The organism is Clostridium massiliamazoniense (assembly GCF_001403635.1).
Classification (GTDB): Bacteria; Bacillota; Clostridia; order Clostridiales; family Clostridiaceae; genus Sarcina; species Sarcina massiliamazoniense.
The window spans coordinates 572,661-594,351 of the sequence record NZ_LN879467.1; the positions used below are offsets into that span (position 1 = coordinate 572,661).

Annotated in this window: 17 protein-coding genes; 12 read left to right on the forward strand and 5 right to left on the reverse strand. The window is 27.2% G+C overall.

All coding sequences use genetic code 11. From position 1 onward, the window contains the following. Positions 1-129 precede the first annotated feature (129 nt). From ARA19_RS06515 to fdhF, 5 genes are all read right to left on the reverse strand, one after another. Positions 130-582 (reverse strand): hypothetical protein, encoded by a 453-nt coding sequence (locus tag ARA19_RS06515; RefSeq protein ID WP_055070163.1) that lies wholly within the window; start codon positions 580-582, stop codon positions 130-132. A gap of 88 nt (positions 583-670) precedes the next feature. Next, the gene (locus ARA19_RS06520) at positions 671-2,542 is read right to left on the reverse strand and encodes a molybdopterin biosynthesis protein (protein ID WP_055070164.1); all 1,872 of its coding nucleotides are present in this window, start codon (positions 2,540-2,542) and stop codon (positions 671-673) included. 22 nt (positions 2,543-2,564) lie between these two features. Continuing rightward, complete coding sequence (locus ARA19_RS06525; protein WP_207643337.1) at positions 2,565-3,782, reverse strand: molybdopterin molybdotransferase MoeA; 1,218 nt, start codon at positions 3,780-3,782, stop codon at positions 2,565-2,567. 1 nt (position 3,783) lies between these two features. Further along, on the reverse strand, positions 3,784-4,560 hold the full coding sequence (gene fdhD / locus ARA19_RS06530) for a formate dehydrogenase accessory sulfurtransferase FdhD (protein WP_055070166.1): 777 nt from the start codon (positions 4,558-4,560) through the stop codon (positions 3,784-3,786). 149 nt (positions 4,561-4,709) lie between these two features. Next, complete coding sequence (gene fdhF, locus ARA19_RS17110) at positions 4,710-7,385, reverse strand: formate dehydrogenase subunit alpha (protein ID WP_084764301.1); 2,676 nt, start codon at positions 7,383-7,385, stop codon at positions 4,710-4,712. Between the two features lie 420 nt (positions 7,386-7,805). Between fdhF and ARA19_RS06545 the strand changes: the two genes are divergently transcribed. The 12 genes from ARA19_RS06545 (at position 7,806) to ARA19_RS06600 (ending at position 21,687) form a co-directional block, all read left to right on the forward strand. Beyond that, positions 7,806-8,447 (forward strand): DUF3793 family protein, encoded by a 642-nt coding sequence (locus ARA19_RS06545; RefSeq protein ID WP_055070169.1) that lies wholly within the window; start codon positions 7,806-7,808, stop codon positions 8,445-8,447. A gap of 123 nt (positions 8,448-8,570) precedes the next feature. Then, positions 8,571-11,174 carry a putative bifunctional diguanylate cyclase/phosphodiesterase gene (locus ARA19_RS06550; RefSeq protein WP_055070170.1) on the forward strand — a complete coding sequence of 868 codons (2,604 nt, stop codon included), beginning with the start codon at positions 8,571-8,573 and terminating at the stop codon, positions 11,172-11,174. Between the two features lie 17 nt (positions 11,175-11,191). Continuing rightward, complete coding sequence (locus ARA19_RS06555) at positions 11,192-12,511, forward strand: ABC transporter substrate-binding protein (protein WP_055070171.1); 1,320 nt, start codon at positions 11,192-11,194, stop codon at positions 12,509-12,511. A gap of 230 nt (positions 12,512-12,741) precedes the next feature. Further along, positions 12,742-13,206 (forward strand): DUF4358 domain-containing protein, encoded by a 465-nt coding sequence (locus ARA19_RS06560; protein WP_055070172.1) that lies wholly within the window; start codon positions 12,742-12,744, stop codon positions 13,204-13,206. Further along, entirely contained in the window at positions 13,206-14,609 is a 1,404-nt protein-coding gene (locus ARA19_RS06565) for an MBOAT family O-acyltransferase (RefSeq protein WP_055070173.1), read from the forward strand. Before ARA19_RS06560 ends, ARA19_RS06565 begins: the two co-directional genes overlap by 1 nt. Before the next feature lie 10 nt (positions 14,610-14,619). Further along, the gene (locus ARA19_RS06570; RefSeq protein WP_055070174.1) at positions 14,620-15,717 is read left to right on the forward strand and encodes a DHHW family protein; all 1,098 of its coding nucleotides are present in this window, start codon (positions 14,620-14,622) and stop codon (positions 15,715-15,717) included. A gap of 268 nt (positions 15,718-15,985) precedes the next feature. Next, positions 15,986-16,507, forward strand: a complete 522-nt coding sequence (locus ARA19_RS06575) for a sigma-70 family RNA polymerase sigma factor (protein ID WP_055070175.1) — start codon at positions 15,986-15,988, stop codon at positions 16,505-16,507. 1 nt (position 16,508) lies between these two features. Then, positions 16,509-18,008 (forward strand): DUF4179 domain-containing protein, encoded by a 1,500-nt coding sequence (locus ARA19_RS06580; protein WP_055070176.1) that lies wholly within the window; start codon positions 16,509-16,511, stop codon positions 18,006-18,008. Positions 18,009-18,222: 214 nt separating this feature from the next. Then, positions 18,223-18,774, forward strand: coding sequence for an RNA polymerase sigma factor (locus ARA19_RS06585; RefSeq protein WP_055070177.1), 552 nt, complete (start codon positions 18,223-18,225; stop codon positions 18,772-18,774). Beyond that, positions 18,771-19,523, forward strand: a complete 753-nt coding sequence (locus ARA19_RS06590; RefSeq protein WP_055070178.1) for a hypothetical protein — start codon at positions 18,771-18,773, stop codon at positions 19,521-19,523. Before ARA19_RS06585 ends, ARA19_RS06590 begins: the two co-directional genes overlap by 4 nt. Positions 19,524-19,537: 14 nt before the next feature. Next, positions 19,538-20,401, forward strand: coding sequence for an ABC transporter ATP-binding protein (locus ARA19_RS06595; RefSeq protein ID WP_055070179.1), 864 nt, complete (start codon positions 19,538-19,540; stop codon positions 20,399-20,401). Positions 20,402-20,403: 2 nt separating this feature from the next. After that, a complete protein-coding gene (locus ARA19_RS06600) occupies positions 20,404-21,687 on the forward strand; it encodes a hypothetical protein (RefSeq protein WP_055070180.1) in 1,284 nt (427 codons plus the stop codon). Positions 21,688-21,691: the final 4 nt, after the last annotated feature.

A 21,691-nucleotide genomic window follows, 5' to 3' on the forward strand; every position in this document is an offset into this window, starting at 1 on the left:
TGTATCCTCCTTACATTTGTCTTTTGTTATATTACTTGCTAATTATATCATTAATCTTAAAAATTTTCCTGTAATAAACTGTGTGTTAAATAAAGTTTTAATAGCTACTAAGATAATATAAAAATAAAGTTATAAAACTATAGATATTTCATCCTTAAGAGCGAGAGAACCAGCTTTACTTACTGAACAAAATAAAACATTGTGTTTTAGTGGACAAGATAAATTTTCTTTAACCAAGTTACAATCTGTATAACATTTCTTGCCTATACTATTAATTGTAAGTAGGGTAGATCCAATTTTTAATTTAGAATCTATTTTTAGCTCTTCATCTTTATATCCAGAAATGTATAGATTAGCCTTAAATTTATTTGTACATAAACCATCTTTTAAAAAGGGAGTATTTTCTCTTGGAATTAGATAAATTGCAACTTCTCTAAGTGCTTTTCCTCCTTTATCATCATTTTCAAGACCAAAACCTTCAATTGTATTGCAGTTTTTTAAACATAAGAGCTTTTTATTTTTAGTTATACATATATTTTCTACATACATGTTGGTGTTTTTAAGCTCCTTTAAAGTAGTCATAATTAACCTCCTTTATGTGCATTGAAATTATTTGAGCTACCTCAAAATATAGTTTTAGTGAGGTAGCTCATATTTGTTATATTTAATATTAATTAATTTCTATTAGTTTACCTAAGTTATCGAAGCTATAGCCACCAAGTTCTTCAAGAGATTTTTTGAATTCTTCACTTTTTAATGCATTTATGAATTCTGTTAAAAATTCTAAAGAGGATTTTTTTATTAGGAAATCATATTCTTCATTAGCTACTTCAATGAAGTCTAAATCCATTTCCTTAGCAGCTGAGTAAACACCAAGACCAACATCAACTTTAGGAGATTTAACTTCAGCAGCTACAGACATATGAGTAAGCATTTCTCTATCATAGCCTATAATATCTTCTTTATTTATGTCATTCTTCTTAAGAAGATAATCTAAAAGTAATCTAGTGCCTGCACCTCTTTGTCTATTAACATAAGTTATATCTTCTCTTGTTAAGTCATCTATAGTTTTTATATTCTTAGGGTTTCCTTTTTTAACTATAAAACCTTGAATTCTATTAACACCCTTAATTAATATCATAGGTTCTTTAAAGTATTTTTTTACATAGGAAATGTTATATTCCCCTTTTTCACTATCAAGAAGATGAATAGGAGCTAAGTGACATTCACCTCTTTTAAGAGCCATTATTCCACCCATACTACCTACATGAGATGAAGTTAGACTAAGATGGTCTCTTAAAACGTCCATTAAAATATCGTGGCTACCAATAGAAATAATATTTTTTTCTATATCTTCTTTACTTTTAAATAATGAAACAGAGACTTCTTCACCTTCATTTAAGCCTTCTACTTTTCTTGGAATTTCTATAATTCCATCTGCTTTTAAAAGACTTGTTGTTATTCCAGCACCTCTACTTATAGGGGATACTATAAGCTTTCCGTCTACAATGCCAGCATTAGCTCTAACAAGTTCTCTATGTTTAAAAGATGAAGCTATTTTTCTAGTAAGAGTACCTTTTAATTTATATTCAGAAACCTCTTTTTTATTATAATAAGCACCTAAAATAGGAATTAAAAACTCTTTAAAAGCAACATAAGATGAAACAGGATACCCTGGTATTCCTATAACTGGTTTTCCTTTAATTATTCCAAGAATAGTTGGTTTCCCTGGTTTTAAAGCAACACCATGAACAACAACTTCTCCAAGTTCTCTTATGATGTGAACAGTATAGTCATGGGTACCAGCAGATGAACCAGCATTAATTAAAACTATATCACTTTCATTTACAGCTTTTAATAAAGTATTTTTAATTAAATTATAGTCATCTTCAACTGGAGGAAGAGCTTTAGCACTACCACCGCATTCTTCAACAAGACCAGAAAGCATATAACTATTGGAATCTATAATTTTTCCTTCAGTCATTTCTTCGAAGGAAGAGACAATTTCAGAGCCAGTAACTATTACTGAAACTAAAGGTTTTTTATAGACATTAACATTAAAGTTTCCTGAAGCGGCAAGGGAACCAAGGGCAAAGGAATTTATTTTAAATTCAGAAGGAATAACCATTTCTCCTTTAACAATATCTTCGCCAATAGGTCTTATATGTTGCCATGGCTTAGAAGGAACAATAATTTCTATATGGTCATCTCTATCTAAAACATCTTCAATCATAATGACACTATCATATTCATCAGGAATAACATTACCTGTATTTATATATTTAAAATCTTTTCCTTCATAAAGTTTAAGAGGGTTTAGCTCTGTAGCTTTTTCTGTAATAGATGCTTTTATAGCAATACCATCCATAGCAGCTAAGTGACTTTGAGGAGAAGATAGCTTAGCAAAGATGGCTTCACTAGAAGTTCTGCCTAAAGCTTCTCTTAAAGTTATATTTTCAATTATAGGTTTTATATTTAGCTTATTTAAGTACTCCCTTAAAGCTTCTTTATAATCTTTATTTTCAATATATACATTTCTCATTAGTTTATGACCTCTCCTTAAATTATTTATTTAAAAAGTATACTTCTATATTTTCATCTTTATATAAACCTTCTTTGTGTTCACTTATTCTAATATAGCCTTTAGCTCTAGCCATCATGCTAATCATTGAAGAACGACCAAGAATAGGGGAAGCCTTTCCATCTATAATATCAATCATTTGGAAGGTATCTTTACCCGGAGCAGAATGAATATTTGTATTAATAGGTAAAGTTCCCTTTATAGATAAGGAAAAACTATTGTTTAAAGCTTTAACAAATTCAGAAATAATTAAATCACAAGTTAAAGAACATGATACTGGATTTCCAGGAAGTCCAAAGAAAGCTTTATTATTTATTGAACCAAATAAAACTGGTTTTCCTGGCTTTATTCTTATTCCATGGAAGAAAACCTCTCCAAGTTCTTTTAGGAGTTTATTCATATAATCTCTCTCTCCCACAGAACTTCCACCAGACATAATAATAAAATCAGAGCTTTCAATAACTGAAAGAATAGATTCCTTTAATGAGTTGTAATCATCCTTTACTAGATTAGTAGAGATTACTTCACAACCAAATTCTTTAAGTTGAGCTTTTAAACAATGGGTATTTATATCTCTGATTTCTGTTCCAACTAAGTTCTTTTTGGAAACAGGAACAATTTCATCTCCAGTAGATATAATTGAAACTTTAGGTCTTTTAAAAACTTTAATAGTTTCTATGCCAAGAGATGCTAAAACACCTATATGGAAAGCAGTTAACTTTGTTCCTTTTTCTAAAACAACTTCACCTACTTTTATATCTTCTCCAATCATTGTTATATTTTCATTAGCAGCTACACTTTTGTTACAAAGTAATTCATTTTCACCTATAGTATCAGTATTTTCAATCATTATAACTGCATCAGCACCTTTTGGTATTTCTCCACCAGTTGGAACGTAAGCACATTCTTCAGAATTTATTTTAAACTTAGGGCTTTCTCCAATACTAACAGTACCAATTATGTTAAATAAGGATGGCATTGTTTCAGAAGAACCTATAGTTTCTTTGCTTTTTAGAGCATAACCATCCATTCTAGAACGATTAAAATTAGGGATATTTTCAGAAGAAATAATATCCTCAAAAGCAAATCTTCCTAGAGCATCTTCAAAATTAATAACCTCATAATCTAAATTATAAGTTTTACCAAAATCAGAAGCCATAGTAATAGCTTCATCTATAGATATTGATTTGAAAAATTCCATACTACGCATTATATTCAACCCTTTCCTTTCCTGAGTAAACATTAAATCTATTTCCTCTAGAGAATCCAATTAAGGTCATATTCATGTTTTTAGCTAATCCAAGAGATAGTGAAGTAGGGCATGCTCTTGAAATAGCAAAGGAAATACCAGCCTTACTGATTTTAGAAACCATTTCAGAACTTAGTCTCCCAGATATATAAATAACAAATTCATCAACAGGAAGAGAATTTAAAATAAGATATCCAACTGCTTTATCTATGGCATTATGTCTTCCAATATCTTCTCTAAATATTTCAATGTCTTTATTTTTTAGTAATACACTATGAACTCCACCAGTTGCTTCAAATATTTCAGATCTATTAAAGAAATTACTCATGGTATCCATAATTTCATTTTTATGTACTTTGATATTATTAGTAAACTTTTTATCTTTCATAAAGCTCATAGAGTTATAGTATAAGCTTCCCTTACTTCCGGAAGTAACAACTCTATTACCATAAAGTTCTTCAAAATTAATATGATTTTTAATTTTAACTCTACATACATTTTCTTCTGAACTTTCTAACTCAAGGGATATAATATCCTCTTTTGACTTTATTAGTCCTTCACTAAATAAAAAGCCTACAGCAAGTTCTTCCATTTTTATAGGGGTACACATTATAGTTATATATTCATTATTATTAACAATTATAGTTAAGGGTGTTTCAACAACAACTTTATCAAGAGTTTCTAGATCTTCATCTCTAGTACATTTTAAAACTTCAAATTCTTTAATCATAAAAATCTCTCCTCATAGTATTTAGTATATTAACTATAAAAATATTATAGAAAATTATGTTTTTTAGTGTTTTATAAGCTTGGAATAAGAGTTATTTCACAAAAAGGAGCCGTAAATTTAACAGCCCCGTTTTTGATTAGATTTAATAATTATGCTTTTTTTACATTAACAGCACAAACCTTTAATTCTGATATTTCACATTCAGGATCTAGGGCAGTATTTGTTAAGACATTACAATTTCCTTGAGCAAAGTGGAAAGTCATAAATACAACTTCTTCAAGGATTTTATCTGTAACTTTAGCGAAAGTTTCAACAGTTCCTCTTCTTGAACTAACTAAAACTTTATCACCATCTTTTATACCTAATTCTTCAGCTCTATTAGGATGTATCTCAACATAAGATTCATTAGAAATTTCATCAAGACCATTTACTCTACCTGTCATAGTTCTAGTATGGTAGTGATATAGATTTCTTCCTGTAGTAAGTATAAAAGGATATTCCTCTGAAGTAACTTCAGCAGCTTCTTCATAGTTTTGATAAGCTAATATTCCCTTTCCTCTTACAGGACCATCTTTATGCATAAATTTAGTTCCTGGATCATCTAAAGATTTACAAGGCCATTGAATTCCTTGGTTTTCTATTCTTTCATAAGTTATTCCAGCATAATTAGGAATAGCTTGTCTAATTTCATTAAAGATAGCTTCTTCAGATTCAAAACCTTTATGACCTAATCTTTCCATTAATTCTGAGAAAATAAGCCAGTCTGGTTTACATTGTCCTTTTAGTGGAAGAGCAGCTCTAACTCTTTGAACTCTTCTTTCTGTATTAGTGAAAGTACCATTTTTCTCAGCAAAAGCAGCTGCTGGTAAAACAACATCGGCATATTCACAAGTTTCATTAAAGAATATATCTTGGCAAACAACAAATTCAGCATTTTCAAAACATTCTTTAACATGGTTAGTATCTGGATCAGAAACTATAGGATTTTCACCGAAGATATACATGAATTTGATTTCTTTATTGTGTAAGCCCTTTAAAATATGTGGCACAGTAAGTCCTCTTTTGTGGCTAAGTTCCATATTCCAAAGTTTTTCAAATCTTTCAATTCCTTTGTTATCATCAGTATAAAGATAGCCAGGATAGTATTCTGGTAAACAACCCATATCACAGGCACCTTGTACATTATTTTGACCTCTTAATGGATTTATACCAGCACCTTCTTTACCAAGGTTACCAGTTATCATAGCTAGGTTTGAAACTGACATAACACCTGATGTACCAGTTTTAAATTGAGTTATACCCATAGCATAGTAAATAGCAGATTTATCAGCAGAAGCATATAAACGAGCAGCTTCTTTTAATAATTCAACATCTATTCCACAAATTTCAGCAGCCATTTGAGGAGTAAATCTTAATATATTTTCCTTAAGAGTTTCAAAGCCTTCAGTATGTTTTTCTATATATTCTAAATCACAAAGGTTTTCTGAAATTATAACATTCATCATTCCATTAAGAAGGGCTATGTTTGTACCAGGCTTTAATTTTAGATAAATATCAGCCTTAGAAGCTAGTTCAATTTCTCTAGCATCTGCTACAATTAATTTAGCACCATTTTTAACGGCTTGTTTAATTTTTGATCCTATAACAGGATGATTTTCTGTAGTATTTGAACCAATAACAAATATTACATTAGCACTAAAGACTTCTGCTATAGAGTTAGTCATAGTACCACTTCCAAGTGTAGCTGCAAGACCTGCAACTGTAGAGCTATGTCACAATCTAGCACAGTGGTCTACATTGTTAGTTCTAAACACTGTTCTAAATAGCTTTTGGAATGCGTAGTTATCTTCATTAGTACATCTAGCAGAAGATAGGCCAGCAAAAGCATCAGGACCATCTGATTCCATAACCTTTCTTGCTTGTTTTTCAATTAAGTCATAGGCTTCTTCCCAAGTAGCCTCAACAAATTCTCCATTTTTCTTTATTAACGGTGTTTTTAGTCTATCTGGGTTGTTTAAGAATTTATAGCCAAATTTACCTTTAACACATAAAATTCCTGTGTTAGGTCCATCCATTACTGGATTAACACCAACAACTTTGTCATTAAGAACTTTAAGTTCTAATTGGCAACCAACACCGCAGTATGAACAAGTAGTTTTAACTTTTTTTACTTGCCATTCTCTAAATTTAATTTTTTTCTTTTCCATTAGTGCACCTGTAGGACAGATTGAAACACAGTTTCCACAAGATACACAAGTTGTATCTGAAAGCTTAGTATAAGCTTCTACGCCATCTTTTTTTATGAACCCTCTATTTAACTTTGTAATAGCTTGTTGTTGTTGTAATTCATCACAAATTCTAACACATCTATTACAAACAATACATTTGTTTTTATCAAAATAATAAAATGGATTAGAATAATCTATTTCATATTTATTTTCTGCAAGTAATGGTCTGTAGTTGCTTCTTTCAACACCATATTCATAAGCATAGTCTTGAAGTTGGCAATTTCCAGCCATTTCACATGTTAGACAATCATCAGGATGGTCCTTTAGAATTTTTTCAAGGGCTTCCTTTCTAAATGCTCTAACAACATCAGTATTAGTTTTAACTTCCATTCCATCCTTAACCATAATACAACATGATAATAAAGGCTTAGGGCCTCCATTAACTTCAACAGCACATAATTTACATGCAGCTGCAGGTTTAAGTCTTGGATCTTCACAAAGTACTGGAATATCAATGCCTATACGTCTACAGGCATCTATAATTTTAATGTTATCAGGAACTTGTGTTTTGATACCATCAATAGTAATTTCAACCATAGTATATCTCCTCTTTTTCTTTTGCTTTACTATTTGAATAATTTTTTAACAATATGTTATTAAATAGTAACTAAATATTAATATAAAACAAAAATTAATGCAAAGTTTAGTAACGTTCTAATTGTTAATAAAAACATTTTCATATTAGAAAAACATTCTATTTTTTTTAAATATATATTGATTTGTACAATTAATATATTAAAAAGTTAAATTTTGATTAAAGTAGAATAAGGAGGTGTTAATATAAGGATTTAAAGGAGTATTTAATATCGTAATAAATTAAAAATTTAAGAATTAATATATCCTTTTATGAAAAAAATAAAAATAAGAAATTGATTTTTATTATTGACAAAAGAGTAATTAAGCAATATTATAAAGATAATGAAAATCATTATCAATTAATTACAGGAGGGATTTTTGATGGCATACGATATTAATAGTTTTTATAATTTATTAGAACAATTAGATGGAAAGGAATTTATAGAAAGCTATATTTCTTATAATGCAGCTTTAATAAGTTCTAAAGCTAAGCCATCAATAACTTTAACTATAAAAAAGAAACCGCATAATAAAATTTATAATCTTTGGAATTGTTATGGAATTGAAACTCTAAATAATTTAAATTTAGAATCAGTAGTACTAAGAGAAGGAAATGATTTTATAATATTATTAATTTATAATAGAGAATTTTTACAGGAGTTTTTAAATAAAAAAGAAAATAAGTCTTTTTTAGAACAACTAGGTTATGAGGTTAGTGAAGGATTAGAGTGCCTTTTATGCAAATTAGTTGAAAGATATGGAATTTACAAATGTCCACATGAATTAGGAGTATTTTTAGGATATCCCATAGATGATGTTAAAGGATTTATGAACTGTTCTAGAAATGAATGTATATTTTGTGGATATTGGAAAGTTTATAAAAATGAAGAGAGAGCAAGAGAGCTATTTAAACTTTTTGATAGTATTAAAAATATAACTATAGAAAAATTAGTTTCAGGAAAAAAAGGAAAGGAAGTTTCATTATATTTAACAAATGAATTTGCAGGTAAAATAACTATTTAATTTGTTAAAGATTTATTCTTAACCTTACGATATATTTAATAGATTTTTTATTATGAAAATAATAATTAAATTTAAATATGTAAGAAAAATATAGGTGCTATTAGAAAAAATTAGAGAGGAGTAGTGACTGAAATATTTTTTAAGGTTAAGGATAAGAAATATAAAAGATCAAAGGAATCAATAACTAAAGATAAATTAGGGCTTTATTTTATTTTATTGCTTTTGGCTATTATCTTTAAATTAACTAAACTTGATATTTCTTTTGGAATAATTATAGATTTTTCGTCCATATTCTTTATATTAATATTATTAGTATTTGGATTTAAAAAAGCTATTATTACAACCATAGTAATAACATCTATTAATGTGTTGTTTTTTGGTGGAGAATTTATTCAATTTATTGATGTACTTAAAATTATAATTTTAGAAATTTTTTGTCGAAGAAAATGGAAATTAAATTTAATAGTTGGTGAATTTATATTTTGGATAATTTTTGCTATACCTATTATTTATAGTATGGTTATTATTACAGGAATAGTAGAGCTTAAAGAATATTATTATTTTTCAGTATTATTGAAGATAATAAACGGAGTTTTTAATGTATTTTTTGCTGAAATAATATATTTATATATAATAGAGCCTAAAGTACATAATAAACCAACAATGTTTATGTATAAAAAACTTATAGTACATATAGTTACTGTAGCCATATTAATTCCTTTTGCAATAAATATATTTGCAGATTTAAATAGTAATTATAATAATATATGTGATGTTATAGAATCATCATCTGAAGAAATATATCAATACATAAATGATGAACTTAAAACATGGAATGAAAAAAGTATTACCAATCTTAAGCTTTCTGGAATTGTGGAAGTAGGTTTAATGAGAGAAAGTATAAATAAAAATTCTAGATATAAGCCATATAATATACATATATTAGGGAAAAATAATAATTTAATATTAGATATTAAAAATAGTAATAGAGAAATAACTGAATATGCTCAGTACAATGGAAGAAAAATTACAGAAAATCTTTATAAGGTGTTACCTATACCTGAACGTAATATTTTTAATAATAGCTGGATTGATGGTTATTTTATTTATATTAAAGATTTACATGAATTTGGATTGAAATTAATGATTGAAGTTCCAACAAATATATATAATGAACAGGTTATAAATGAGTATTTAAGGCAATTCAAATTTTTATTATTTTTTACCTTTTTCATAGGGATTATATCTATGTTATTTAATAGAACTATATTTAATGGTTTATATAAGTTATCTTTAGAAACTAAAAATCTTCCTGAAAAATTAGCTAATAATATATCAATAGCTTGGCCAAAAAGTAAAATTTTTGAAATAAGTATTTTAACTGAAAATATAGAAGATATGTCTTCTAATTTAAGGGAAAACTTTGTAAAACTTAATGAAAGTCAGAAAAAACTTCGTGAATTAGCTTATTATGATATTCTTACTGGTTTACCTAATAAAATATCATTTAGAAATCACTTAGATGAATTAGCTAAGCATGGTAAATCTAATAAACTTATATCAGTAATATTTGTTGATTTAGATAGATTTAAATTTATTAACGATAATTGGGGACACCAAGTTGGAGATGAGTTATTAATAGCAGTTGCTAAAAGATTTAATAAGCTTAAAAATCATAAGTTTAAGGTTTTTAGATTAGGTGGAGATGAATTTGTTTTTGTCTTACAGTCTGAGAGCTATGAAGAAATTAAAGAGGTAGGAAAAAACATAAGTTTAATTTTTAAAGATAGTTTTAAAATAAATGAATTAGTAATAAAAAGTAAATGTAGTATGGGTGCTAGTGTTTATCCAGAACATAGTAATAACATAGATACAATTATAAAGTATGCAGATATGGCAATGTACAAATCTAAAGAAAATGGTGGAAATTATCTTCAATTATTTAATGATGAAATAAAAGAAAAATTTATGGAAAAAGTTAATATTGAACAAGGTATAAATTCAGCTTTAGAAAAAGAAGAATTTATTTTATATTATCAACCAAAATTCAATAAAGACAGAGATATTATTAGTTTAGAGGCACTTATAAGATGGCAATGTGAAAATCAGATAATAATTTCTCCAGATAAATTTATTCCTATAGCAGAAGAATCTGATTTAATATTTGAAATTGATAAATGGGTTATTTTAAACGTATGTATAGAAAATAAAAGGTTACAAAATGAAGGGTATAAGAAGATACCTATTTCAGTTAATATATCAGGACGACATTTTGAACATATTGAGTTTTTAAATGTAGTAAAAAATTCTTTAGAGTTATCTGGATTAGAATCTAAATATTTAAAAATAGAAATAACAGAAAGTGTATTAATAAAAAATTTAGAGCATGTAAGTAATGTGATTATAAAGCTTAAAAAGTTAGGGGTTAATGTATCTATTGATGATTTCGGAAAAGGATATTCATCAATAAATCAATTAATGACATTACCAATAAAAGAAGTAAAAATTGATAGAGATTTTATAAGTGGGATAAATGAGAATTATAAAAAGCAAAAGGTTGTTAAATTAATTGTAGAACTTGCACATAATTTAGGGCTTAATGTTGTAGCAGAAGGCATAGAAAATAAGGAAGAAGAAGCTTATTTAAGAGAGATTGGTTGCGATGAATTACAAGGGTATTTATTTAGTAAGCCAATAACCATAAAGGAACTTAAAAAAATTTTATAAAGGGGTATAAATAGGGAATGAAGAGGTTTCAAAATTTATTTAAGGTTATAGTTATTGCTATGTCAACTATAACTTTAGTATCTTGTAGCAATTTAAGGGTAAAAAAAGAAGAAGAAAAAGACAATAAAGAAAAGGTAGAAGCTAGTAAGGAAGAAGAAATAACTTTAAATCTTTGGACTCATTTTCCAGGGTTTGAAGCAATAGCAGAAGCTTTTGAAAAGGAAAATCCTAATATTAATATAAATATAAAGAACTTTGATTATGATGAGTATGAACTTGAATATAAAAAATCTTTAGTTGAAGATATTGGACAAGCTGATATTCTTGCTATTGATAGTAATCATTATGGTGAATTTAATAGTATAAAAGGCTTAGAAGATTTACTTAAGCCAGAATATACAGCTATTAATTATAAAGAAGACTTTGATCCAGAGCTTTGGGAACTAGGAAAGTCAATGGATAAGAGTAAACTTTTAGGGATACCAATAGGAAGTGCTCCTATAGTTACTTACTACAGAGCAGATATTTTAGAAAAGTATGGGTTTCCTACAGAGCCAAAAGAGTTAGCAGAGTATATGAAAGATAAAAATAATTGGGTAAAGATAGGGGAAACATTAAAAAAAGATGGTATATCCATAGTTCAATGGGTTGCTGAAATAGTTAAAATATACAGTGCTGATATGCCTTATTTTAATGAAAAATTAGAATATCAAAGAGATAATGAAAAATTTAAAGAAGGTATAGCTGTTGCAAGAGAAGCTATGGAAAAGGGGTTTTCTCCATTTGCTGATATTTGGTCAGAAAAAGGAAAGCAGTTATTAAGGGATGGTAAGTTTGCAATGTTATATTTAGGTTCTTGGGGAGCTAGAGATTTAGAAGCTTTAGTACCAGAACAAAAGGGCAAGTGGAGAGTAACATCACTTCCTTTTGGAGTTTATGGATGGAATAATTCATCTATATTATCAATTGCTGAAAATAGCAAAAATAAACAAGCGGCATGGAAGTTTATTGAGTATTGCACTTTTAAATATAACGATAAAAATCGTATAGGAACTGTATCTTCATACCTGCCTTTTAGAAATAATGAAAGTGCTTTTAGTCAAAAAAATGAATTTTTAGGTGGTCAAGAAGAACAAAAATTCTATGAAGATATAATGGAATTAACTAAAGAATATCCAGTAACAGCATTAGATAATGAGGCATTTAAATTATGGGATGATTTAGTTAACATTGGATTAGAAGAAGAATATAGTGATGATAAAATAATGGAAAATATAAGAACGAAAGTAGCAAGTTTATTTGCAAAAGAAAAAGAAAGTTTATTAAAAGAAAAGTAATAAAATTTATTTTAGTTTTAAAGAATCTACTTATAATACCACAGGTTGGTGTTATTAGGAGATTCTTTTTATTTTAGTTGATTAGATTGAACAAAATCTAGCAGATAAAAAGAACTATTAATGCTGCTATTTAGAATTCATATTTTGCTATTTTAGAATGAATATATAGTTATATTTGTATTAATATGGTATACTGAAATAGACAAATTATGTAATAATATGGGGGATTTATGAAGAAGATTGTTTTATCATTTGTATTTATTTGTTTAGTACTTTCAGGGTGTTCAAAGAACGATATAGTTACAAAAAAAGTGGAATTATCTGAGTTAAAAGCAACTATTAATAAAGAGGTTCAATGGCCTAAGATGATGGAAGTTGATTCAAAATTACTTAAAGAACTATTTTACTTAAATGAGGATATGTATGATGAAGTTGTGGGTGATGTTAGTGTAATATCTACTCATGCTTATGAATTAATTATGGTGAAGGCTAAAGAGGGGAAAATTAATGATGTAAAGGAATCTATTAGTCATCGTCTTGAAGATTTAGAAAAAACATGGAGCACTTATTTGCCAGAACAATATGAATTAGTAAAAAATGCTGCAAAAATTGAAAAGGGTAATTATTATTTTCTTATTATTCACGAAGATGCAAAAGAGATAGAAGAGATTATTAATGAGGCTTTTGAAAGTTAATGACCTTTAGCAGTCTAACATTCTTATTTTTTTATTTACCTATTACAATTGTGATTATGAAAATTACTCCATTTTCATATTCCAAGGTAATATTGTTTATAGTCAGTCTTATTTTTTACGGTTGGGAAGAACCTATTTATATTTTGCTTATGTTGCTTAGTACAATTGTGGATTATTTTAACGGATTGTTTATTTATAAGTATCGACATAAGAAAAATATTGCTAAAGGCTTTGTTATATTTTCAATTGTATTTAATTTGTCCATGCTAGCTTTCTTTAAATATTATGATTTTATTGTGTTGAGTTTACAAAGGATTGGTATTGCATTTTTAAAACCATTGGGGTTACCTTTGCCTTTAGGGATTAGTTTTTATACTTTTCAAACCATGACCTATACTATTGATATTTATCGCAATGAAGCAACTTACCAAAAAAGTATTTTTTCTTTTGGAGCTTATGTTTGTATGTTTCCTCAATTAATTGCTGGACCTATTGTGCGTTATAGAGACATTGCTCAGCAATTAGATTATGCAAGAATGTCTTTTTCACAATTTAGTTATGGAGTTGAGACTTTTTTAATTGGTTTGAGCAAAAAGGTATTATTTGCAAATACAGCTGGTATGCTATATGAAAGTATTTTAGCTATTCCAATAAATGAAACAACGGTTCTTCTAGTTTGGATTGGTAAAATTGCCTTTGCTTTTCAAATTTATTTTGATTTTTGTGGATATAGTGATATGGCTGTAGGCTTAGGAGCCATGTTAGGATTTAAACTACCTAAAAATTTCAATTACCCATACTTATCAAAAAGTATTAAAGAGTTTTGGCAAAGATGGCATATGACATTGGGAGCTTTTTTTAGAGATTATGTTTATATTCCTTTAGGAGGAAATAGAAAATCTACATGGTATACAGTGCGTAATATGGTTATTGTATGGTTATTGACTGGCTTGTGGCATGGAGCATCTTGGAATTTTGTCTTATGGGGATTTTATTTTTGCATTATTCTTTTAATGGAGAAATTTATTATTGGAGGTAAACTTCAAAAGTTACCTCTTTTTTTTAGATACATCTATACATGGATGCTAATTCTTGTTGGTTGGACAATTTTTGATAATTTAGATATATCTCAATTAATAATAGAATTAAAAGCTATGTTTTGTTTTTTTAATATTCCTATGATAAATTCTCTTACTTGTTTCTATTTAAGAAACTATATCATATTGATTATTATTTGGATTATAGGTTCTACAACATTACCTATAAGATGTTATAGATACTTCAAAAATAAATATTATTGGCTTGAATGGTTTAAACCTTTATTTTTAATGTGCCTTTTAATTTTGTGTATTGCATCACTTGGAAGTGAAGCATATAATCCATTTTTGTATTTCCGTTTTTAGAGGAGGGTGTATGAAAAAAAAGATTGAAATTGTTACAAGTATTTCTTTTATTTTTATATTATTTATAGGAGCTTTATCTTATTTATGGAATTCTCCAAAGGATTTTTCAGAATTAGAAAATCGCTATTTGAAACAGTATCCATCATTTAGCATAGATTCTTTTTTAAAGGGAACATGGACCAAAAACATTGAAGCTTACATGCAAGATCAAATAATTTTTCATGATGGTTTAGTAATGATACATAATATTAAAGAAAGATTATTAGGGAAAATTGAATCAAATGGTGTTTATTTTGGTAAAAACAATTATTTAATTGGGGATTTTAAAAAATATGATACAAATATTTTAAAGAACAATATTAATATTATCAACAATTTTTCTAAGCCTGTTTCATTAATGGGGATTCCTTCTTTAGTTGAAACACAAAAGGGGCTTTTACCTCCATGGGAATATCATACTAGCCAAAGGCAGTTATCTAATCAAGTTAAAACAATGTTACATGAAAAACATCAGTGGATAGATGCTTTTGAATTTTTACAAAATAATAATGAAGCTTATTATAAATTAGACCATCATTGGAATACTCAGGGAGCATATTTGGCTAGCCAAAAGTATTTAAAATTAATGAGGAAAGCAACTAGCAATTATACTTTTTACCCAGTAACACATGATTTTAGAGGTACAATGTATGCTAAATCTGGAATGTTTCACTATTCAGGTGAAGTTATGAATGGAGTTAAAGAACTCGAAGAATTAGATGTAACAGTTACTTTCGAAGATGGAAGAACATCTAATAGTTTATTTTTTGATAAGCACTTAACAAAGAAAAATACTTACACTTACTTTTTAGATGGAAATCATAGCTATGTAGATATTGTTAATCATGATACTGAAAATAAGGATACACTACTTGTAATTAAAGATTCTTTTGCTCATAATATGATTCCTTTTCTTGTTCCACAGTATGAGCATATAGTAATGATTGATTTACGTTATTTTCATGAATCGGTGTCAGAGTTAGCCAAAAAAATAAATGCAGATGAAATATTGATGTTATATAGTATAGAGTCATTATGTACTGATAAAAATATAGTGTATTTAAAATAGGTTTATTATACTAAGTATATATGAAAGAAGTGGGAGTTTTAGGGGAGTCAATATTATACTTTAAAGAGGTATCTATAGATGTAAGAAATGTGAAAAGTGAAAAACTAAATAAAAAAGAGATGTATCAAAGTTGTAGATACATCTCTTTTTTATATTTTCAAATAATTTTTAAAATATAAAAACCAAATTAATGTTTTTGATGTCTAATAGATGTAAAGGTAATTACCAACATTAAATAAGACTTAATTGAGAGAGGTTATAAGGACATATGGAAATTAAAGATAAGGTGAAAAAGGCTATTAAGGGAGATGATGAAGCTTTTGAGTATATTATAAATAGTTGCAAGGAAAAACTGTATAGAACTGCTTTTGCTTATGTTAAAAATGAGGAACAAGCCTTAGATATTGTACAAGAAACTGTTTATAAAGCTTATATTTCTATTGGAAAGCTTAAAAATCCTGAGTATTTCAATATATGGATAACTAGAATCCTTATAAATAATGCATTAACTATAATTAAAAAAAATAGTAAGGTTGTTTATTTAGATAATGATGAGTTAATTAATAGTGTTATAGCAAATGAGGTTAATAGTGATGAAAAAATATATATTTGGCAGGCTTTAGAGGAATTAGAATTAAAACATAGAGAAGTCATAGTGCTTAAGTATTTTGATGATTTAACAGTAACTGAAATTGCAGGAGTTTTAGGTTATCCAGTGGGAACTGTTAAAACTTATTTAAATAAAGGGCTTAAAAAATTAAGAGAGTTTGTTGGGAAGGACGTTGTTTAATATGAGAGAAGAAGATTTAAAGGATTTAATAAAGGTATCAAAAAAATTAGATGATGCAGTATTTAAGGGAATAGAGAGAGGAAAAAAGGAAAAAAAGCTAAATAAAAAAAGAAGTTTTCTTAAAAGAGGAACTATGGTAGCTGGATTAACTTTAACAATTACAGGAGTTACAGCAGTTTTTAATCCTGAGTTGGTCAGTGCTATACCAGTAGTTGGAGAAGTATTTAAAAGCTTTAATAGCACTTTGTTTGGAGAGCCAACAGATAAATTTCAAGGTATAGGAGTTGGTGTTGGACAAGTTGTTGAAAATAATGGGATGAAAGTGTTATTAGATGAAGTTATATTAGATGAAAATGTAGTTATGATGACTTTAGTGGTTGAAGGAGATTTCTTAAAAGGATTTACAGGGAAAAATGAAAGAGATTTTTTTAGTTTAGATATTTATCTTATGGTTGATAATAAAGAACTTTCTTATGATATAAATGTAAGAAAGTTAGAAGAGAATAAAGGGGCTGTAATTTTAACAGCTAATATAGCAGAACTTGATATTAAAGAGGAAGCTAATATTAAATTAAAAACTAGACATATATCAAGAGGGAATAAGAATATAGAGGGAAAATGGGATTTTAATTTAGATGTGAAAAATCAAGATGTAGGAAAGAGGATAAAATTAAACAATAAAATTGAATATAAGAACAATACTTTAGAAGCCAAAGAAATTGTAATGACAAATTTAACAAACACATTAATGTTTAAAGGAAAAGTTGAAGGAATTGATGGAAAAGAAGACAAGGATAATGCTCTATTTTTTTATTCAGATTATATGATAAGAGATAATAATAATAAATATTTTAGAATAGAAAATTTAGGAAAAAGAATTGATGAAGATAATAATTTTGATATGACTATTAAAATAAATGGAGATTTATCAAATAGTAAGTATATTGAATTAATACCGAAGACTATTCCTGATTTTATTAGTGAGGGGAGTGGAGGATATGAAGGACCAGTACTTAAAGTTACAGGAAGTAAGGATAGTAAATATGAGAGAATAATGCTTTCTAGAAGACCTACAGAGGAAGAAATGAAAGATGGATATGCTTTTGATAATGTAATTCATTATGTAGATGTAGATAAAGAAAAAATGGAATTTAAAAAATTAAATGAGTTAATTGGAAGTTCAATAGCAGTTAATAGTAAAGAAAATATTATCATAAAAGATATAGTAAATACAGATCAAGGAACTAAAGTAATATTTGAATCTAAGGGTATTTATAATTATGAAAATTTAACTAATTTAGTAGCTTTTGATGAAAATATGAGTGATATAGGAAGAAGAGAAGGGCAAAGTGCAGCAGCCATAGAAGATGAAAGTAAAGGATTATATAGTATGACTTTAGAAAAATTAGATGAAGATAAGAAATACAAGCTTGCCATTCCTATAATGCCTGAAATAACAAATGAAAAGCCAGAGTGGTCAATGAAAATTAATTTAAAGTGATTTAATTATGAAAAATTCTCTTTTCTTTTAATGTAGAAGAGGGGATTTTTTGTTATTAAGTTAATAGAGAACTATATAATTATTTTGAATTAAGTTAACTATTTGTAAAATAAAGAAAAATAGTATAATTTTTAAAACTATATTGCTTATAATATCGTATGAACTTATGAAAAGGTAAAATTGATAATAAAAAGAGACAAAAGAAAGTTAGGGGGTGAGGACATTAGAAGAGAAGTTAATAAGAGCTATTAAGGAAAAAAGGGATAAAAGAGCAGCCAGTAAGCTTATTGAAATTTATTATAAGGATATTTATAGATATGTTTTTAAGCAAACCAGCGATAGAGAACTTTCTAAGGATTTAACTCAAGAAATATTCATAAGTATATTAAATTCTATAAATAGTTATAGTTTTGAAAAAGCATCTTTTAAAACTTGGATTTATAAGATAGCCAGTAATAAAATAATAGATTTTTATAGGTCAAAGTTTTATAAGTATAAAACTATAGTAGATGAAATTGATGATTATAGTTTGTTGTCCTCAGAAAATATAGAAGAGGAATTTCAAATAAGAGAAGATTTAAATGAGGTGATAAATATAGTTAATACTATGAATGCCAATATTCAAGAGATATTTAGACTTAAGGTTTTTGGAGATATGTCGTTTAAAGAAATTTCTGTAATATTAGAGCTTTCAGAATCTACTGTTAAAACTAGATACTATGGAGCAATTAAGAAAATTAAAAATATTATGGAGGAAAAATCATGAGTAAGGGAAATAATTTTAATGATTTTGATAATATAGATATTCCAGAGATTGACTTTATGGATGTGGAGGAAATAGTTAATAAGGGAGTTAAGGAAAAGAAAAGTTTTATTAAATATTTGAAGGATATTTTTAGAGAAATTGGAATAAAGAATATTTTCCATGACAAGGTAGAGTTATTTTTTATGTCAGCTATAGGTATTACTACTATACTTTTTACATTAACGATGATTTTTAAAAATAATGAAAATGAATATATTTATAGCTCTATATTTATGATTGCACCAATGTTTTATTTAATTTTGTCTCTATTTTCTTTTTTTAATGCTAGAGAAAAGGGAGCTATGGAAATAGAACTTACCTGTAAGTATAATTTTCATCAACTATCTGCTATAAGAATGTTTTTATTTAGTATTTTAGCTATGGTCATAAATACCTTTTCAATAGGAGTACTATTTATCTTTTTTAGGAAAATAAATTTATTTAAGTCTATAGCAATTTCAATTACAGCATTATTTTTATTTTCATTTATATTTTTATATATGCTTACAATAATAAAGAAAAATTATATTAGGTATTTAGTTATAGGAAGTTGGATATTACTGAATATTATTTTTATGGCAATTGACTTTGAGGGATATAATAGAATACTTAAAGAAATTCCTATTTATATCCATGTAGTAATAACTATTGCATGTTTATTTGTATATATAAAATCTTTAAAGAAATATATCAATTTTAAAGGGGAATAATAAGGAGAAATTTTATGTTAGTTGTTAAAAATGTTAAGAAATCATATGGAAGTTTTGTGGCTTTAGAAGATTTAAATTTAGAGTTCAAGGAAGGGGTTTATGGATTACTTGCACCAAATGGTGCTGGGAAAACAACTCTTATAAAAATGCTTACAACACTTATCTTTCCAACAGAGGGAGAAATACTTTATGATGGGACAGATATAGTAAGTTTAGATGAAGAATATAGGGAGATTATTGGGTACTTACCTCAGGACTTTGGATATTACAAAAACTATAGTCCTAATAAGTTTCTCTTATACATAGCAGCCTTAAAAGGAATTGAAGAAAAGAAGGCTAAAGAAAGGATTGGAGAACTTTTAAAGTTAGTGGCTTTAGAAGATGTTGCAGATAAAAAGATGAAGAAGTTTTCAGGTGGGATGCTTCAAAGAGTTGGTATAGCTCAAGCCTTATTAAATGATCCTAAAATTCTTATTCTTGATGAACCAACAGCAGGACTTGACCCTAAGGAAAGAGTTAGGTTTAGAAATCTATTAAGTACTTTAGGCAGGGAAAAAATAGTTATAATATCTACTCATATAGTTTCAGATATAGAATTTATAGCTAATGAAATTATAATGATAAAAAATCATAAGTTACTTTATAAAGATAGCATAGAAAATTTATGCGCTGTTATAGATGGAAAGGTTTATGAAAAAGAAATGACCTTTTCTGAAGGTATAGAGTTTAGAAAGAAATATTTGGTTTTATCTGAAAAACAGGAAAATGGAAATGTAAGACTTAAATTTATAAGTGAAGAGAAGAGAGAAGATTTTATTAGGGTAAAAGGAAATTTAGAAGATTTATTTCTTTATGAATATAGAGATGAGGAATTTTAATTATGGTATTTAGAATTGTATGGGAGGAAGGAAAAAAAATATTTTTATCTCCAATAATTTGGGTGTTAATAATAGTTTTCATAGCTTTCAATGGAATTATAATAAGTTCTAATGGATATTTAAGAGAAGAAATAAAGGCTATAAGTACAATTGGAGAAAAATTTGGACATGAGGTTAATGAGAATCTTATAAGAAACTTAGAAATTGAAGATAGGGAAAATTTAATTAGGATAAATGAAATTTCAAGGAAGTTTTTTGATAAAGGAAATTATAATTCCACAATGGAATTTTTTCAAAGTGAGAATGGACAAGAGCTCCTTAATAATAAAGAAAAATTGGGAAAAGAAAATTATAGATTTCTTATTTATGCAATGGCAATAGAGAATTATAGGGAACTAATAGGTGCTACTGAAGAGGATTATAATAAAGTGAATCTAATTGATTATGGTAAAGCTATAGTAGAGGATTATGGGTTAAAGGGAAAAGCTACTAAAATAGCTAAAAGAAATTATGATTTATTAGAGAAAAGATTTAATGAAATAAAAGAAACTGGAGAACAGAAGAGTTTATTTTTCCATGGTAAAAGTTATTTAATGCACAGTTTATTATTTAAGAAAATCATAAAATATGTTTTATTTGAAGTGACTATAATAGCTGTATTAATAACCTCCTTTTTAGTTAACTATGAAAGAGATAATAAAAATAACCTTTTAGTAGAAAGTACAAAAAGAGGGAGAAAGAATTCAGTAGACAAGTTTTTTACTTCCATTGTAGGAACTTTAATTACCAGTTTTATAATCATTGGAATAACGTTATTTATATATTTTATGTTTTTTAACTATGGGGGACTTTGGCAAAGTAGCATAAGTTCTATGTTCAATTGGGAAGAAAATCTTCCTAATATTAGTTGGTTTAGGTTAAGTTTTAGAAGTTATTTAATGTTAACTATTATTTTTATTTTATTGGTAGCAATAATAATATCTATAATAAGCTTTTCAATAAGTATGATTTCAAAAAGTTCTTATAAGACAATATTTTTATTTTTTATACTATTTGGAGCTATATATGCATTACCAGCTATTATACCTAAGAGTTCACAATTTATAATATGGTCACATTTTAATATATTTACTTTAATAATGAAATCAGGGAAGTGGTTCATAGGAGGAAATCCTTTTGTATCATTTAAGTATTATGAAATTATAACAGTTATTAGTAGTACCTTTATGGCAGGTTTAATAGCCATATTTAGCTATAAAAAATATAAAAGAGAAGATTTGGTTTAAGAGG

Bases quoted from the DNA above. Each gene is read 5' to 3' on its own strand.
- ARA19_RS06515 (WP_055070163.1), bottom strand. From the start codon at position 582: ATGACTACTTTAAAGGAGCTTAAAAACACCAACATGTATGTAGAAAAT.
- ARA19_RS06520 (WP_055070164.1), bottom strand. From the start codon at position 2,542: ATGAGAAATGTATATATTGAAAATAAAGATTATAAAGAAGCTTTAAGG.
- ARA19_RS06525 (WP_207643337.1), bottom strand. From the start codon at position 3,782: ATGGAATTTTTCAAATCAATATCTATAGATGAAGCTATTACTATGGCT.
- fdhD (WP_055070166.1), bottom strand. From the start codon at position 4,560: ATGATTAAAGAATTTGAAGTTTTAAAATGTACTAGAGATGAAGATCTA.
- ARA19_RS06545 (WP_055070169.1), top strand. From the start codon at position 7,806: ATGGCATACGATATTAATAGTTTTTATAATTTATTAGAACAATTAGAT.
- ARA19_RS06555 (WP_055070171.1), top strand. From the start codon at position 11,192: ATGAAGAGGTTTCAAAATTTATTTAAGGTTATAGTTATTGCTATGTCA.
- ARA19_RS06560 (WP_055070172.1), top strand. From the start codon at position 12,742: ATGAAGAAGATTGTTTTATCATTTGTATTTATTTGTTTAGTACTTTCA.
- ARA19_RS06565 (WP_055070173.1), top strand. From the start codon at position 13,206: ATGACCTTTAGCAGTCTAACATTCTTATTTTTTTATTTACCTATTACA.
- ARA19_RS06570 (WP_055070174.1), top strand. From the start codon at position 14,620: ATGAAAAAAAAGATTGAAATTGTTACAAGTATTTCTTTTATTTTTATA.
- ARA19_RS06575 (WP_055070175.1), top strand. From the start codon at position 15,986: ATGGAAATTAAAGATAAGGTGAAAAAGGCTATTAAGGGAGATGATGAA.
- ARA19_RS06580 (WP_055070176.1), top strand. From the start codon at position 16,509: ATGAGAGAAGAAGATTTAAAGGATTTAATAAAGGTATCAAAAAAATTA.
- ARA19_RS06590 (WP_055070178.1), top strand. From the start codon at position 18,771: ATGAGTAAGGGAAATAATTTTAATGATTTTGATAATATAGATATTCCA.
- ARA19_RS06595 (WP_055070179.1), top strand. From the start codon at position 19,538: ATGTTAGTTGTTAAAAATGTTAAGAAATCATATGGAAGTTTTGTGGCT.
- ARA19_RS06600 (WP_055070180.1), top strand. From the start codon at position 20,404: ATGGTATTTAGAATTGTATGGGAGGAAGGAAAAAAAATATTTTTATCT.